The sequence below is a fragment of the Bradyrhizobium sp. CSS354 genome, assembly GCF_029051725.1.
Classification (GTDB): Bacteria; Pseudomonadota; Alphaproteobacteria; order Rhizobiales; family Xanthobacteraceae; genus Bradyrhizobium.
In genome coordinates this window covers 313,846-327,982 of record NZ_JAACFU010000003.1, presented here as the reverse complement: position 1 = coordinate 327,982, position 14,137 = coordinate 313,846, and the positions used below count along the sequence as shown (strand labels likewise).

General features: G+C 65.2%; 11 protein-coding genes. 3 read left to right on the top strand and 8 right to left on the bottom strand.

Annotation, left to right across the window (positions count from 1 at the left end; genetic code table 11):
- Position 1: 1 nt before the first annotated feature.
- On the bottom strand, positions 2–919 hold the full coding sequence (locus GWG67_RS08540; protein ID WP_275168732.1) for a pirin family protein: 918 nt from the start codon (positions 917–919) through the stop codon (positions 2–4).
- A gap of 292 nt (positions 920–1,211) precedes the next feature.
- On the opposite strand from GWG67_RS08540, the gene GWG67_RS08535 reads away from it, so the two are divergent.
- Complete coding sequence (locus GWG67_RS08535) at positions 1,212–2,273, top strand: helix-turn-helix domain-containing protein (protein ID WP_275168730.1); 1,062 nt, start codon at positions 1,212–1,214, stop codon at positions 2,271–2,273.
- Positions 2,274–2,417: 144 nt separating this feature from the next.
- Positions 2,418–3,845, top strand: coding sequence for a serine hydrolase (locus GWG67_RS08530; protein ID WP_275168728.1), 1,428 nt, complete (start codon positions 2,418–2,420; stop codon positions 3,843–3,845).
- A gap of 186 nt (positions 3,846–4,031) precedes the next feature.
- Here GWG67_RS08530 and GWG67_RS08525 read toward each other — a convergent pair whose 3' ends face one another.
- Positions 4,032–5,399 carry an MmgE/PrpD family protein gene (locus GWG67_RS08525; protein ID WP_275168726.1) on the bottom strand — a complete coding sequence of 456 codons (1,368 nt, stop codon included), beginning with the start codon at positions 5,397–5,399 and terminating at the stop codon, positions 4,032–4,034.
- A 124-nt stretch (positions 5,400–5,523) separates the two neighbouring features.
- Here GWG67_RS08525 and GWG67_RS08520 point away from each other — a divergent pair, with 124 nt between their 5' ends.
- Positions 5,524–6,639 carry an aromatic acid exporter family protein gene (locus GWG67_RS08520; RefSeq protein WP_275168725.1) on the top strand — a complete coding sequence of 372 codons (1,116 nt, stop codon included), beginning with the start codon at positions 5,524–5,526 and terminating at the stop codon, positions 6,637–6,639.
- Between the two features lies 1 nt (position 6,640).
- On the opposite strand, the gene GWG67_RS08515 is transcribed toward GWG67_RS08520, so the two are convergent.
- The 6 genes from GWG67_RS08515 to gyrB all read right to left on the bottom strand — a co-directional run bounded on the left by GWG67_RS08515 (position 6,641) and on the right by gyrB (position 13,937).
- Positions 6,641–7,291 carry a 2-hydroxychromene-2-carboxylate isomerase gene (locus GWG67_RS08515; RefSeq protein ID WP_275168723.1) on the bottom strand — a complete coding sequence of 217 codons (651 nt, stop codon included), beginning with the start codon at positions 7,289–7,291 and terminating at the stop codon, positions 6,641–6,643.
- The gene (locus tag GWG67_RS08510) at positions 7,288–7,776 is read right to left on the bottom strand and encodes a DUF2867 domain-containing protein (protein ID WP_275168721.1); all 489 of its coding nucleotides are present in this window, start codon (positions 7,774–7,776) and stop codon (positions 7,288–7,290) included. Before GWG67_RS08510 ends, GWG67_RS08515 begins: the two co-directional genes overlap by 4 nt.
- A complete protein-coding gene (locus GWG67_RS08505) occupies positions 7,773–9,167 on the bottom strand; it encodes an MATE family efflux transporter (RefSeq protein ID WP_275168719.1) in 1,395 nt (464 codons plus the stop codon). Before GWG67_RS08505 ends, GWG67_RS08510 begins: the two co-directional genes overlap by 4 nt.
- A 211-nt stretch (positions 9,168–9,378) precedes the next feature.
- On the bottom strand, positions 9,379–10,674 hold the full coding sequence (murA, locus tag GWG67_RS08500) for a UDP-N-acetylglucosamine 1-carboxyvinyltransferase (RefSeq protein WP_275168717.1): 1,296 nt from the start codon (positions 10,672–10,674) through the stop codon (positions 9,379–9,381).
- A 107-nt stretch (positions 10,675–10,781) separates the two neighbouring features.
- On the bottom strand, positions 10,782–11,249 hold the full coding sequence (locus GWG67_RS08495; RefSeq protein WP_275168716.1) for a hypothetical protein: 468 nt from the start codon (positions 11,247–11,249) through the stop codon (positions 10,782–10,784).
- A gap of 252 nt (positions 11,250–11,501) precedes the next feature.
- A complete protein-coding gene (gyrB, locus tag GWG67_RS08490; RefSeq protein WP_275168715.1) occupies positions 11,502–13,937 on the bottom strand; it encodes a DNA topoisomerase (ATP-hydrolyzing) subunit B in 2,436 nt (811 codons plus the stop codon).
- Positions 13,938–14,137: the final 200 nt, after the last annotated feature.

Here is a 14,137-nt window from a genome sequence, read left to right as displayed (position 1 = left end):
CCTATTCCGGCAGCGGAATGAACTCATGTTCCTGCGGAACTGCCGCGAAGCGGCCGGTTTTCCAGTCCTGCTTGGCCTGCTCGATCCGCTCCTTGCTGGAGGACACGAAATTCCACCAGATGTGGCGCGGGCCCTCCAGGGCATCGCCGCCCAGAAACATCATCCGCGTGGCCTTGAGCGCCTTCACCGTGATGCGGTCGCCCGGACGGAAGATCAGCAGTCGCGGCCCCTCGTAGCGCTCGTTCGCGATCTCGACCTCGCCGTCGACGACGTAGATGGCGCGCTCCTCGTGATCAGGATCGAGCGGCACGGTGGCGCCCCCGACCGCCGTGACCTCGGTATAGAACCATGGCGAAACCATCGACACAGGCGAGGTGATGCCGAAGGCCGAGCCCGCGATCACCTTCGCGGTGAAGTCGCGCTCGGAGACCATCGGCAGGTCACCCGCGCCGTAATGCTGGAACGACGGCGCGATCTCTTCCGATCCCGCCGGCAGCGCGATCCAGCTTTGCAGGCCCAGCATCTTCTGCCCCGAGGCGCGTTGTACATCCGGCGTACGCTCGGAATGCGCGATGCCGCGGCCGGCTGTCATCAAATTCATCGCGCCGGGCTGGATATCCTGGATGTTGCCCTCACTGTCGCGATGCATGATCGCGCCGTCGAACAGATAGGTGACAGTGGCAAGCCCGATATGCGGATGCGGCCGCACGTCCATACCCTTGCCGGAGACGAATTGCACCGGCCCGAAATGGTCGAAGAAGATGAACGGCCCCACCATCTGCCGCTTGCCGTGCGGCAACGCGCGCCGCACCGCGAAGCCGTCGCCGAGATCGCGCGTGCGCGGCACGATGACGAGATCGAGCGCATCGCAGGACATGGGATCGCCGAGCACGGGATCGTTCGAGGGTTGCCAGCTCATGATGGACTCCTTTTGGCTTTCTTGGTCCCGACGCTAGCAGAAATTTACACCGCCGTCGCGACAAAGCCGGGTTCAGACGTTGTGACGGCAGCAGTGCCGCATGCACGACTGTCATCGTCCGCGAAAGCGGGCGATCCAGTACGCCGCGGCCTATCGGTTCAATCATGACCGTCTCGGAGTACTGGATCGTCCGGTCAAGCCGGACGATGACAGCTGTGGTGCGGATGGTGCTTGAAAAAATCAACCCGACGGACGATGTTCGGCTCGCCCATACCGATGGCCACAGCATCTGATGACATCAGCCGCCCTTGAACTCGCATTCCGCGCCGCTTCTGTGGCGTTGCTATTAGTGCTGACGGCATCGCTTGTCAGCGATTTCCGCAATGTGCTGGCAGCCCGGCTCGGTGCGGCCTTTGCGCTCGGCTCGGCCGCGCATGCCGCGAGCTATTCCGTCGGAATATCGTCGTTGGTCCCGGCATGGCATGCGCCGCTGATTGCGTTGTCGACCGGCAATATCGTGGTGTTCTGGCTGTTCACGCGCGCGCTGTTCGACGACGAGTTTCGCCTGCACCGGCGGCACGGATTGACCTGGGGGTTGGTGACAGCCTTCAGCTTCGTCAGCTGTCTCTGGATCGCACCGAGCGGACATGTCCGGTTCGCCGTCACCGCGGTGAACCTGATCGTGCTCGGCTTCATTGCGCTCGCGATCATGCAGACGATCGCCTCATGGTCGGCCGATCTGGTCGAGCGCCGCCGTCGCGTTCGCGTCTTCATCGTCTGTGCCGCCGCGCTCTATGGCGGATTGAACGCGCTGCTCCAGATCCTCGTCGTCGGCAGCGACGTCGGCGATGTCGCCAACACCGTCAATACCGGCATGCTCGCCAGCATCGTCGCGGCCATCGCCTATGCGATGATGCGCGTGGATGGCGCCGACCTGTTTCCAGCCGCCACGGATGCTGCGCCGGCGATCGCGGCGAGCCAGCCTGTTGGCGAGGACGCCGCCGACCAAAAGCTCATCGACGCCCTGATGCGGCTGATGGCGGACGAGCGGATCTATCGGCAGGAGAACATCAGCATCGGCGTGCTGGCGGGCCGGCTGAAAATTCCCGAATACCGGCTGCGGCGGCTGATCAACCAGAGGCTCGGCTACCGCAATTTCAATGTGTTCCTGAACAACCACCGGATCGAGGAGGCCAAGGCCGCGCTGGCCGATCCCGCCCAAGCCGAGGTCCCCGTCATCACCATCGCGATGGATTCCGGCTTCCAGTCGCTCGGCCCCTTCAACCGCGCCTTCAAGGCCGTGACCGGCGTGACGCCGACGGAATATCGGCGGCTCAAGGTGAATGCTGTCTAATCTTTAGTGCACTGAAACATCTAGGTTATTTTGGAATCGGCGAGCGTCTCGCGGTTTTCGGCTACGCCGTTTCCAGATCCGGCGAGCGGGCATCGCGTGAATGCCGCCTCGTCTCCGGCACACGCCTCAAGCCGGAGCAAGCCTGTGACCCGCCGCCGCAAGATTGTCCTTCTCACCACCACCGTCGTCTTTGCCGGCCTCGCGCTCGGCGCGGTTCGCGCCCATGACGTACCCAAGGTCGCCACCGGCTTCATCGCCGACGTGCTCTGTTCCGAGACGTTTGTCTCGGGCCTCGATGTCAGGCGTAATTTGTCCGAGACCGCCGATGCGATGCCGGGCGCCGGTCTGCTCACCTGGGCGATGGAGTATCAGGTCGATCGCGCACGCAAGGACGTCACGGTGACGCTGTTCGGCATTGGCCGCAGCCATGCCGTCTATCGCGAGGGCCTCGGCTGCACGCTCGAGCACGGCACTGATATCGCCGACGTCAGGCTGCCGCCTGATGACAGGCAGCCGGCTTTGCTGCCCGAGATCGCCGGGCCCGCGGTCGTATCGCCACAAAGCCCGAAGCTGTCAGCCGCGCTCGACCGCGGGTTCGCCGAGCCGACATCGCCGCCCTTCCGCCGCACCCGCGCGATCGTCGTCATGAAATCGGGCCGCATCATCGCGGAGCGCTATGCGGACGGCATCGGACCGGAGACGCCGCTGCTCGGCTTCTCCATGACCAAGTCCGTGATCTCGGCTCTCACCGGGATCCTCGTGCGCCAGGGCAGACTGAAGCTCGACGAGCCCGCACCGGTCGCCGCCTGGACAAATCCGGACGATCCGCGTCACGCCATCAGCGTCGATCAGCTGCTGCGCCACACCGCGGGCCTGGCGCTCGGCAGCTCGCTTCAGGCCTCGCTCGGCTCCGCCTTCGAGCCGGTCAATCGCATGAAATTCATCGAAGGCGATATGGTCACCTATGCCGCGAGCATGCCGCTTGCGACCGCGCCGGGCACCGTGTGGAATTATCACGACGGCAACACCATCATGCTCGCGCGTCTGATCCGCAACGCCGTCGGCGGCAATCCAGCCGATGCGCTTGCCTTCGCGCGCCGCGAATTGTTCGCGCCGCTCGGCATGCGCCACGTCACGCTCCAGCTCGACGGCGCCGGCACGATCAAGGGGTCGAGCGAGATGCTCGCATCCGCGCGCGACTGGGCACGGTTCGGCCAGCTCTATCTCAACGATGGCGTCGTCGGCGGCCGGCGCATCCTGCCCGAGGGCTGGGTGAATTACTCGGCGTCGGCGACGCCAGGCGCGTGGGTCGGTATCGGCGCCGGCTTCTGGACCAACCAGGGCGACAGCTTTGGCGCGACCTTCCGCGTCAAGCACGGCTGGCCGCGCGATGCCTTCTTCGCCAAGGGCACGATCGGGCAGTATACGATCGTGATTCCGTCGGAACGTCTGGTGATCGTGCGTTTAGGCCGTTCCCCGAACGCACCGCCAGAAGCGGACGGTGTGTTCGATCTGGTGCGCGACGTGGTTGCGGCTACGCGCGAGAAGGGAAAGTTGGCGCGGACGAATTGAGGTGCTCTCTTCCCTTCCCCTTGTGGGAGAAGGTGGCGCGAAGCGCCGGATGAGGGGTATGCTTCCGCAAGCGCAATTGTGAGAGGTGTGCTCGCGGAGAGAACCCCTCACCCGTCTCGCCGCTGCGCGGCGAGCCACCCTCTCCCACAAGGGGCGAGGGTGCACCGCTCGTGTAGCGCAATTCTACTAACGCCCCAGCTCCGTCGCCTTCGCCACGCGATCGAACCGCTCCAGCGTCATGATCGCGTCCGCGAATTTCTCCGCGCGCGCGTTCAGCACCGGGCGGGCCAGCGTCAAAAACTTCTGCTGCATCGCCTGCGCATCGGGGAAGGAGGTCGGCTCTCCCGAGGGATCGGCATAGAGCCGCTCATGCACGCCGTCGTCGGTGGTGATACTCACGCGCGCGCCGAAGGGGTGGGTGCGGCCGATCTCGAGGCGGTCGTCCTGCACCACGTCGAACTTGTCGGCGAGCGCGTCGATGGCTGCGTCGCCCAGGCGGTTGTAGTCGTCCCAGCCAAATGAGCCCTGGTCGAGCGCGAGCGCGCCGGTGAAGAACATCGAGAACTGGCCGCCGACGATCGAGGTCGGGTGCCGCTTGGTCGCGGCGTCGCCGGTGAGCGTGATGCCGTTGCGATGCAGGCCGATCTCGACGCGCTTGACCTGATCGGGCGTCAGATTGTGCTCGCGCCGCATCGCGATCAGCGCGTCGATCGCGGCGTGGGTGTAGCGGCAGCTTGGATACGGCTTCACGCCGATCTTCATGGTCTCGTAGGTCTTGCCGAGCTCGGCGACCGCCTTGTCGGGATGCGCATCGTCGGTGTAGCCGGCGAGCAGGCCGTGCTTGCCCTCGACCGATTCCGTCGCGCCGACGAAATCGTTGCGCGCCAGCGTCGCGGCGATCACGCCATTCATCGCGGCGGCGCCGACCTGGTAGCGCTTGTTCCAGGCGCCGTTGACCAGGAATTGCAGCGAGCCCGCGGCCTGGCTGCCGGCGACGCCGAAGGCGGCGATGAGCTGTTGCTCGGACAGGCCAAACAGTTTGCCGGCGGCCGCGGCTGCGCCATAGGTGCCGGCGGTGGCGGTCGGATGAAAGCCGCGGGCATAATGCGAGGTCGGGTCGAGCGCGTTGCCGAGCCGGCAGCAGACCTCATAGCCCGCAACGATCGCGGTCAGCACGTCGCGGCCCGACGCGCCGACCATCTCGCCGATGGCGAAGGCGGCCGGAACCACCGGGGCGCTCGGGTGCAGCGAGGAGTCCGCATGGGTGTCGTCGAAGTCGAGGGAATGGCCGAGCGCGCCGTTGAGCAGCGCCGCGACTGCCGGCGTCCAGGTCTTGCTGTCGCCGAACACGGTGGATTCGCCTTTGGTGTCGAGCGCGAGCGCCTCCAGCATCTTCAGGATCGAGGGGGTCGATTCCGCTTCGCTGCGGGCCCTGATCGCGCTGCCAAGGAAGTCCAGCGTCAGCACTTTTGCGCGATCCAGCACTTCCGCCGGAATATCCTGGAATTTCAGGTTGGCGACATAGGCGGCGAGCGTTGCGGTTTCGTGAGCCATCGTGTTTCCTCGTTTTGGCGCGCAAGTTAGGCGGGCTGATTTGGCCTTTCAAGCGGCCTCGGGGCCGCGGGCATCAGCTATGCTTTTGGCTGGCTTTACCAGAGTTGGACCGGGATACGCGACCATGGCATTCGCAGGAGAGCTGTTCGACCGGGTCTGGTCGCGAAAGACCCAATTGGGGTTGGCGATCCGGGTCACGGTGGCGGCCACCGGCGCCTACGCGCTCGCCACCGCGCTGCATCTCTTGTTGCCGCTCTGGGCCGTCCTCACCTCCATCATCGTGACCCAGATGAGCGTCGGGCGCTCGCTGAAGGCGACGCGCGATTACATGCTCGGCACCATCGGCGGCGCGATTTATGGCGGCGCTATCGCGATCCTGATCCCCTATTCCGGTGAACTGGGCCTGCTGGGTCTGCTGGTGCTGGCCGTGGCGCCGCTTGCCTTTGTCGCATCGATCTATCCCAATCTGAGCTCTGCAACGGTGACGGCCGTGATCGTGCTCGTGCTTCCGTCGATGCATCATGCCGATCCCATGGCCTCGGCGATCGATCGCGTCAGCGAAGTCGCGGTCGGCGCCATCACTGGGTTGCTGGTCTCCTTCCTGGTGCTGCCATCGCGCGCGGTGCGGCAAATCCGCGCCAGCGCGGCGAAGCTGCTCGAACTGATCGCGGAGGCCTTCACCGAATTGCTCGCGGGCCTGACGCGCGGCCGGGACAACGACGCGCTGCATCGGATTCAGGACGGTATCGGCACCGCAATGGTCGGCATGAACACCATCGGTGCCGAAGCCGAGCGCGAGCGCTCGGCGCGATTGTCGAGCGGGCCGGACACCGGCCCGTTGTTGCGCACGATCTTGCGGCTGCGCCATGACGTCGTGATGATCGGCCGCGCGACCGTGGTGCCGTTGCCGGCCGAGGTGCAGACACGGCTTGCCGCGCCGCTGACGGAAGTCTCGACCGTGATCGCGCGCTTCCTGCGTTCGGCCGCCGCGGCCTTGCGCGAAGGCGCCGGCGCGCCGCCGATCCACCCCGTGCATGTCGCGCTCCAGCACTATGCCGAGGCGGTCGCCGCCGTGCGCCAGGACGGCCTGATCCGGGGCCAGCCCAGCGACACCGCGGAGCGCTTTTTCGCGCTCGGCTTTTCGCTGGAGCAGATGCACCAGAATCTCTGCGATCTCGATCGCGTCGTCGGCGAATGGTCGGAGGCCGCGGCCGACAAGCCCGCGCGCGTGGCGGAGTGAGCTAACTCCGCATCAAGCCCTTGCCTTCCATGCGCCAGACCAGCAAATCGATGCGGTCCTGGCCGAAGAACGGCTCGTTGTCGAACACGAAGGTCGGTACGCCCCAATGGCCGGAGCCGGCATGGTCCTTCTCGTTCTCCGTGATCACCTGCTCGTAGCGATCCGGGTCTGCGGTGATCGCGGCATCCATTGCGGCGAGATCAAAGCCGGCCTTGTCGGCGGCGCGCGCGAGATGATCGCCCTCATTCCAGCCCGCCACCGAGCCGTCCCACAGCACGCGGGCGATCGCATCGGTGAATGCGAGCGAGCGGTCCTCGAGCTGCGCCATGGCACCAAGCCGGGTCAGGCGGTGGATGTAGGGCTGCTCCGCCGCGACATCGAACGTCACCTTGTCCTGCACGATCGGATCTGGCCTCGGAAAGCGGAACGGAATGCCCTCGTGCTGCGCCACGCGCGTGCTGTCGAGCACCACATAGCGAATGAAGTTCGGGCTGGCCTTCTTGAAAAACCCGGGCACACGGACTGCGAGCGGATAGACCGGCCGCAAATTCACCGCCAGATCGTAGGTTTCGACCAGCTTGAGCGTTTTCGGCAGCGCCAGATAGCTGAACGGGCTGCGGAAGGAGTAGAAGAGATCGACGGAGAACGTCATCGGGCCGGCTCCGCGATCCGGCTCATCATGCCGCGGACCACGAGCTTGTGGAAGGGCATAATAACCGCAAGGTAGCTGCGGCCGAGCAGATTATGCGTCCGCACCAGGGTAGTCGAGGTGACCTGCCGTCCCGTCGCTTCGCCTGTCACATCGACCACGAGCCGAAAATCGAGGTGGGAATCGTCGAAGCCGGCGACCAGCCGTTCCGGCGTTTCGCTGAGCACCGGAAACGGGCCGATCAAACCGCCCGGCGCCGGCGCGCCCTCGCCCGATGTCTTCAGACCGAATGGCGCCACCAGAATATTGCGCAGGCGCATCAGTGCATCGATCCAGCGCAGTCCGTGCAACACCATCCTGGTGCAGGCCTCGCGGGCATTCACCGGTGCTGTGCCGATCTCCACGCGAAAGGCGTCGATGAAATGCGCACCGGCCAGCAGCGTGCCGGCATCGACATTGGGAGTGACTTCGCGGACGGTTCCGTTCATCCCGCCAGTTTGCGCGTCAGCATCCGGAAGCGCAAGATCAGAAGTCCGGCATAGACGAACGATCCGATCGACAATCCGATCCAGACACCGACCGCGCCGAGATCGGCGTGAAAGGCAAGCCACCAGGCGATCGGAAAGCCCACGCACCAATAGCCGATCGCGGCGAATACCAATGTCATCCTGGTGTCATTGATGCCGCGCAGCGCGCCGCCCATGATGGTCTGGATAGCATCGGCGATGAAGAAGGTCGCGCCGACCAGCAGCAGCTTCGCTGTCAGCTCGACGCTCGCCATGCTCGCATCGCCGCTCCCGAAGAACAGCCGTCCGAGCTGATAGCGGCCGAAGATGATCGCGACGGTCAGGGCCGAGACGAACGCGATCCCGATCACGGCCGCGACGAGACCTGCGCGCTTCACCGCGAGCGGCTCACCGCGGCCGAAGGCATGGCCGACCCGCACCGTGGCCGCCATGCCGATGCCGAGCGGGACCATGAACAGCACGGCGGTAACCTGGAGCGCGATCTGATGCGCCGCGAGCGCAGTGGTCGAGATCAAGCCCATCAGCAGCGCCGCCGAAGAGAACAGGCCGTATTCCAGCAGCAGCGAGAACGAGATCGGGGCGCCGATCGCGATCAGTTTTCGCATCAGGGGCCAGTCGATCCGCCAGAAATGGGCAAGCGGACGATAGTCCGCGAACGGCTTGCGCAGGCCCGCAATGGCGAGCGTGGCGACGAACGTGCCGAGATTGACCAGCGTTGTCGCAAGCCCCGCGCCGAACAGGCCGAGCTCCGGCAGGCCGAACAGGCCATGGATCAGGACGTAGACCAGCGCGGCATTGACGGGGATCGCCGCGAGCGTGATCCACAGCGGGGCCTGCGGCCGGTTCACCGCGCTCATCATGCTGCGTAGCGCGATGAAGCCGAGCGCCGGCGCGATGCCCCAGGCCAGCCCGTTCAGATAGCGCTGGGCGAGCGCGGCCGAGTGCGGCGCCTGACCGAGTGCGACCAGGATGTGCTCGCCATAGAGCGGCGAGGCCATCATCGGCAGCGAGATCAGCAACGCGACCCACAAGCCGACGCGCAAGGAGCGGCGGATGCGTCTGATATCGCCGGCGCCAAAGGCTTGCGCGACCAGCGGCGACACCGCCGCCATCAATCCGAGCCCGAAGGTGAAGCTGACGAAATAGACCGTATGCGCCAGCGCTGCTGCTGCGACCGCGCTCTCGCCGAGCCGCCCGATCAGCGCGAGATCGGTCGTGATCATCGCGATCTGCCCGAGCTGCGTCAGCATCATCGGCACGGCCAGCCGCAGCGTCTCGACGAATTCGTCGGCGAGAGGATTTAGCGGCACGCCGGCTTGCGGCTGCGTACGGGGTTGGATGGTGTCGAGCATGGCCGGGTCAATAGCACAGCCGGGCGACGAAAACATGGCTTCCGCTTCTTCCCCTCTCCCCTTGCGGGAGAGGGTGGCTTGCCGCGTAGCGGCGAGACGGGTGAGGGGTTGTCTCCGCGAGTCCATCTCTCGCGATGTGAATTTGCGGAGAGAACCCCTCATCCGGCGCTTCGCGCCACCTTCTCCCGCAAGGGGAGAAGGGAAAAGCGTCTCACCCCTTCCGTTCGGGCACGCGCCTGATCTTCGCGCCGAGCGCATTCAGCCGTTCGTCGATGCGCTCGTAGCCGCGCTCGATCTGGTCGGCGTTGTTGATCGTGGAGGTGCCCTCGGCGCAGACGGCCGCGAGCAGCATGGCCATTCCGGCGCGAATGTCGGGTGAGGTCATCGTCGCGCCGTGCAGCCGGCTCGGCCCTGCGATGATGGCGCGATGCGGATCGCACAGCACGATGCGCGCGCCCATCGCGATCAGCTTGTCGACGAAGAACATCCGCGATTCGAACATCTTCTCGAACATCAGGATCACGCCCTCGCATTGCGTTGCGGTGACGATTGCGATCGACATCAGGTCGGCCGGGAAGGCCGGCCAGGGCTGGTCTTCCAGCTTCGGCACGTGGCCGCCGAAATCGTCCTGGATCTTCAGCGTCTGGTTCGAGGGCACGATGAGATCGTCGCCCTCGATGCGGCAGACGATGCCGAGCCGCTCGAACCCCATCCGGATCGAGCGCAGATGCTCGACGCCCGCGCGCGTGATGCGAAGCGGCGAACGCGTCACGGCCGCAAGCCCGATCAGCGAGCCGACCTCGATATGGTCGGGCTGGATCCGGTAGGTCGCACCGCCCAGCGTCGCCGGACCGTGCACGATCATGGTGTTGGTGCCGATGCCCTCGATTCCAGCGCCGAGCGCGACCAGGAAGTTGGCGAGGTCCTGCACATGCGGCTCGGACGCGGCGTTGCGCAAATAGGTGGTGCCTTCGGCGGCGACGGCCGCGACCAGCGCGTTCTCGGTCGCGGTCACGCTGGGCTCGTCCAGGAACACGTCGGCGCCGGTCAGTTTCGAAGCGCGGAATTCGAGTCGGTCGGTCGCGGTGACCTTGGCCCCCAATTGCTCGAGCGCCAGCACATGCGTGTCGAGCCTTCGGCGGCCGATGACGTCGCCGCCAGGCGGCGGCAGCATCACTTCGCCGCAGCGGGCGAGCAGGGGGCCCGCGAGGAGGATCGAGGCGCGGATGCGGACGCACAGCTCAGGATCGAGATCGGCGGCGCGGATGCTCTTGGCGTGAATATGAAGCGTGTTGCGGGCCGTCCATTCCGCCGCCGCGCCGACCGAGCGGATCAGTTCGACCAGCGTCTCGGTGTCGCGGATCCGCGGCACGTTTTCCAGCGTCACCGGATGCTCGGTGAGCAGGGCTGCGGCGATGATCGGCAGCGCCGAATTCTTGTTGCCGGACGGCTCGATCGAGCCCGAGAGCCGGTGACCGCCCTCGACGATGTACTGGATGGGCGCCACGGGGTTCTCGCTGTCCTGTTGGTGGGGCGGGTTTCGAGGCGGAAACTACAGAGAATTGAGCGCGGTAGCAATTGCGCCGGCCGCGGCTCGAGCCTGTCCGAAGGGCCTTAAAACAGCCCGATGATATTCGCCACCACATAGAGGATCGCGATCAGAATCAGCGCGCCGATCACGACAAAGGAGATTTCGATCGCGACGGCGCCGGTGCCGAGCGTGGCCGCCACGGCCGCGAGGAGCCGTTCCTCCCGAAAAATGAGCGCAAGGACCGAGAGCAGGATCGCGAGCAGGCCGAGCGAGATCGCGGTGACCGAGGAGGCTTCGCTCCAGCTTCGTCCAGCCGATTTCTCGACCTTCGGAGCCTGATACTCCATGCCCTTCATCCGCGCGATCACGCGGTCCTTGATGCGGTGTCCGGTGTCGACGATGACCTGATCCGCCGGTGGTGGCGGAAACACGAGCGGCACCACCCAATGCGGCAACACCGCCGCCATCAGCGCCAGCATGCCGACAATGCTGCCGATGATGCCCAGACGGCGAGATGGCACAGCGGAACTGGTTGCTACGGAGCTGGTCATGGCGTGGCGCTTCCCGGCCGGAACAGGTCTCGCGGGTTCATGCCACTTCGTCGCGATCGCGGGTGGTGAGGTTCAGGGGGAGCCGAGCACAAGCTCCTGACGGCTCGGCCTCGTGGTTCGAGACGCGCCGCAGGCGGCGCTCCTCACCATGAGGGTTTAGAGTTTCGCGCGAAGCGAGACCTCATCCTGAGGAGCCCGCCAAAGCGGGCGCGCGAAGGATGGGCCGCAACAAGATCGCCGGTACGACCGATCTCAGATATCGATCGTCGCGCTCAGCGAATGTTCCTGGATGAAGTCGCGGCGCGGTTCGACCACGTCGCCCATCAGCTTGGTGAAGATGTCGTCGGCCTCGTCGACCTCCTTGACCTTCACCTGGAGCAGCGATCGCGCATTGATATCCAGCGTCGTTTCCCAGAGCTGTTCCGGGTTCATCTCGCCCAGACCTTTGTAGCGCTGCAGCGTGACGCCCTTGCGGCCGGCGTCGGTGACGGCCTCGAACAGATCGACCGGCCCGTAGACCATATGCTCGACGTCCTTGCGCCGCAGCTTGCCGGGGCGGGCATAAACGTCCTGGAGCTTCACCGTGTACTCGTCGAGCTTGCGGGCTTCGACCGAGCCCAGGAAGGCATCGTCGATGAGGGCGACTTCCTTGACGCCGCGCACCGTGCGCTCGAACTGGAAACCCTGGCCTTCCGCATATTGACCGATCCAGCCGCGCTCGACCTCGTCGGCGAGTGTGTCGAGCCGGGCGGCGATGTATTGCGCGGCGGCGGCTGCTTTCTCCGGATCGCCGTAGATCGCCTTGTTGAGCACGCCGGTGATGGCGGCCTGCTCGATCACCTTGCGATTATAGCGGGTGTGCAGGCTGCGCAGGATACCGCGGACGGCGCGGGCGTCGTCGACTAGCGAGCGCAGGTCGCGGCCGGTGCGATCGCCGCCGCTGCCGGGAATATAGAGGCAATCGTCTAGCCCGGTGTCGATCAGATAATCTTCCAGCGCCCGCTCGTCCTTCAAATATTGCTCGGACTTGCCGCGGTTGACCTTATAGAGCGGCGGCTGGGCGATGTAGAGGTAGCCGCCGTCGATGATCTCGCGCATTTGCCGGTAGAAGAAAGTGAGCAGCAGCGTGCGGATGTGGGCGCCGTCGACGTCGGCGTCCGTCATCACGATGATCTTGTGATAGCGCAGCTTCTCGATCGAGAACTCGTCGCTGATGCCGGTGCCGAGCGCGGTGATCAGCGTGCCGATCTGCTCGCTGCCCAGCATCTTGTCGGGACGCACGCGTTCGACATTGAGGATCTTGCCGCGCAACGGCAGCACAGCCTGGAATTCGCGGTTGCGGCCCTGCTTGGCGCTGCCACCTGCCGAGTCACCCTCGACGATGAAGAGCTCGGATTTCGCCGGGTCCTTCTCCTGGCAATCGGCAAGCTTGCCGGGCAGCGAGGAGACCGAGAGCGGGCTCTTGCGCGTCAGCTCGCGCGCCTTTCGCGCGGCTTCGCGGGCGGCTGCCGCCTGGATCACCTTGCCGACGATCATCTTGGCTTCGGAAGGATGCTCCTCGAACCAGGCCTGCAGCGCCTCGTTGAGCACGTTCTCGACCACGGGGCGCACTTCCGAGGACACCAGCTTGTCCTTGGTCTGCGACGAGAATTTAGGGTCCGGCACCTTCACCGAAAGAACGGCGGTGAGGCCTTCGCGGCAATCGTCGCCGGTGAGCGCGATCTTTTCCTTTTTCGCGTTGGCCTCCGCATAGCCGTTGACCTGGCGCGTCAGCGCACCGCGGAAGCCGGCGAGATGGGTCCCGCCGTCGCGCTGCGGGATGTTGTTGGTGAAGCACAGCACGTTCTCGTGGTAGCTGTCGTTCCACCACAACGCGGCCTCGACGCCGATGCCGTTGGCTTCCGCGCGCACCATGATCGGCGCCGGCACGATCGCCTTCTTGTTGCGGTCGAGATATTTGACGAATTCCTCGACGCCGCCGGAATAGTGCATCTCCTCGCGCTTCTCGACGGCGTGACGCATGTCGGAGAGGGCGATGTTGACGCCGGAGTTGAGGAAGGCGAGCTCGCGCAGCCGGTGCTCCAGCGTGGCGAAATCATACTCGATGTTCTTGAAGGTTTCGGTCGAGGCCTGGAACGTCACCTCGGTGCCGCGCCTGCCGGGCGCGTCGCCGACCACCTTGAGCGGCGCGACCGCATCGCCATGGGCGAATTCGATGTAGTGTTCCTTGTTGTCGCGCCAGATGCGCAAGCCGAGCTTGCTCGACAGCGCGTTGACGACGGAGACGCCGACGCCGTGCAGGCCGCCGGAAACCTTGTAGGAATTCTGGTCGAACTTACCGCCGGCATGGAGCTGGGTCATGATGACCTCGGCTGCCGAGATGCCTTCGCCCTTGTGGATGTCGACGGGAATGCCGCGGCCGTCGTCGCGCACGGTGACGGAATTGTCGGCATTGAGTACGACGTCCACGCGCGTAGCATGACCCGCGAGCGCCTCGTCGATCGCGTTGTCCACGACCTCGTAGACCATGTGATGCAGGCCCGAGCCGTCATCGGTGTCGCCGATATACATGCCGGGGCGCTTGCGAACGGCGTCGAGACCCTTCAGCACGCGGATCGATTCCGCCCCGTAATCGCTCGGATTTGAGGGTTCGTTTTCGGCAGGCGTCTGCCGAGCAGGTTCTGTCATGAGAGGCCTTCGAGATGTCGCCCGAATCAGCGGCGCAAAAGGCGCTGATATGCAGGCTATTTGTGCCACGAAAGACGGATTGCGCCTAGCGCAAAGTATCTCCCGGCAAGTCTTTGATGAGATAGGGTTTTTGAGCCTATTTTCAAGCCTCACGATGGCCGATTCCGGCCGCTGCAAAAAGCCTGATTCTAGGCCCTGTT

Bases quoted from the DNA above. Each gene is read 5' to 3' on its own strand.
- GWG67_RS08510 (WP_275168721.1), bottom strand. From the start codon at position 7,776: ATGAACGGAACCGTCCGCGAAGTCACTCCCAATGTCGATGCCGGCACG.
- GWG67_RS08520 (WP_275168725.1), top strand. From the start codon at position 5,524: ATGGCATTCGCAGGAGAGCTGTTCGACCGGGTCTGGTCGCGAAAGACC.
- GWG67_RS08515 (WP_275168723.1), bottom strand. From the start codon at position 7,291: ATGACGTTCTCCGTCGATCTCTTCTACTCCTTCCGCAGCCCGTTCAGC.
- gyrB (WP_275168715.1), bottom strand. From the start codon at position 13,937: ATGACAGAACCTGCTCGGCAGACGCCTGCCGAAAACGAACCCTCAAAT.
- GWG67_RS08495 (WP_275168716.1), bottom strand. From the start codon at position 11,249: ATGACCAGCTCCGTAGCAACCAGTTCCGCTGTGCCATCTCGCCGTCTG.
- GWG67_RS08505 (WP_275168719.1), bottom strand. From the start codon at position 9,167: ATGCTCGACACCATCCAACCCCGTACGCAGCCGCAAGCCGGCGTGCCG.
- GWG67_RS08525 (WP_275168726.1), bottom strand. From the start codon at position 5,399: ATGGCTCACGAAACCGCAACGCTCGCCGCCTATGTCGCCAACCTGAAA.
- GWG67_RS08535 (WP_275168730.1), top strand. From the start codon at position 1,212: ATGACATCAGCCGCCCTTGAACTCGCATTCCGCGCCGCTTCTGTGGCG.
- GWG67_RS08540 (WP_275168732.1), bottom strand. From the start codon at position 919: ATGAGCTGGCAACCCTCGAACGATCCCGTGCTCGGCGATCCCATGTCC.